We start from the raw sequence: 1,235 nt of genomic DNA, 5'->3' as shown, positions 1-1,235 counted from the left end.
CTGAATCGCCCCGGATATTCTAGACACCCGTTAGGCTCTTAAAGTAACGCCTTTCATACTCAACCGGTGACAAGTTATCACTTGTACCGTGTCGGCGCTTTGGGTTGTAAAACATTTCGATATAATTGAACACGTCGCGTCTAGCCGCTTCCCGTGTCGAATAAATCTGTCGCTTGATCCGCTCTCGCTTGAGGAGTTGAAAAAAGCTCTCAGCAACGGCGTTATCATGACAGTTACCACGCCGACTCATGCTGCCCACCAAGTGATTGGCTTTCAGAAAGCTTTGCCAATCTCCGCTGCTGAATTGGCTTCCTTGATCTGAATGCACCATCACAGTTTCTTGTGGCTTGCGTCGCCAGACTGCCGATAACAAAGCATCCAGCACTAACTCCGTCGTCATACGAGACTTCATCGACCAGCCAACCACTTGACGAGAAAACAGGTCGATCACCACCGCTAAGTAAAGCCAGCCTTCGTACGTTCGGATGTACGTAATATCTGTCACCCAAGCAACATTGGGCGCTGTTACTTCAAACTGACGGTCTAAATGGTTGGGTGATACAACAACCGGTTTTCCGCCGCCATAGCAGCCAGGGCGTCGTCGATAGCCCGTCTGAGAGCGTAAACCTTCCCTACGCATCAGGCGGGCCACTCGGTGCTTACCGCAGGCTTCGCCAGCCTCACGCAAATCCTGATAGACCTTGCGATAGCCATATACACCGCCACTTTCAAGCCACGCATGCTTGATCAATCCCAATAGACGCTGATCATCCCGGTCTCGATTAGACAGTGCTTTTTTACACCATGCATAGTAGCCACTAGGATGCACGGCCATCATGCGGCACAAGCGCCGTACCGGATATTGACTCGCATGCTTTTGAATAAACGCGTACCTCAGTTGGACTCTCTGGCGAAGTACGCGGTGGCCTTTTTTAATATATCTCGCTCTTCTGACACGCGTTTTAATTCAGCCTTTAAACGACGGTTTTCAGCTTGGAGATCATCGTCTTCTTGCCGTTGTTCTACCGGCTTATCGTAGCGCTTGATCCAGTGGTACAAGCTGTGGCCTGACACGCCCAAACGCTCAGCGACCTCGGCAACTCGATGGCCACGCTCTACCACCTGTTTAACGGCTTCGATTTTGAATTCTTCAGTGTAACGGGGATGGCTCATGGATCCTCCTAGGTACCTTTAGTATAAGGCCTAGAGGTGTCTACGAAACCCGGGGCGATTCA

The 1,235-nt window shown here is 50.9% G+C and carries 1 protein-coding gene; it reads right to left on the bottom strand.

All coding sequences use genetic code 11. The annotated features are described in order from the left end of the window. Positions 1-19: 19 nt before the first annotated feature. Positions 20-1,173, bottom strand: a protein-coding gene (locus HZS80_RS23210) for an IS3 family transposase (RefSeq protein ID WP_179917461.1) whose coding sequence is annotated in 2 segments (ribosomal slippage) — positions 20-936 and positions 936-1,173 — 1,155 coding nt in all. Because the reading frame shifts where the segments join, the coding sequence is not laid out codon by codon here. Between the last annotated feature and the right edge of the window lie 62 nt (positions 1,174-1,235).

Source organism: Vreelandella glaciei, assembly GCF_013415125.1.
GTDB classification, from domain to species: Bacteria; Pseudomonadota; Gammaproteobacteria; order Pseudomonadales; family Halomonadaceae; genus Vreelandella; species Vreelandella glaciei.
This window is presented reverse-complemented; position numbering and strand designations above follow the sequence as displayed.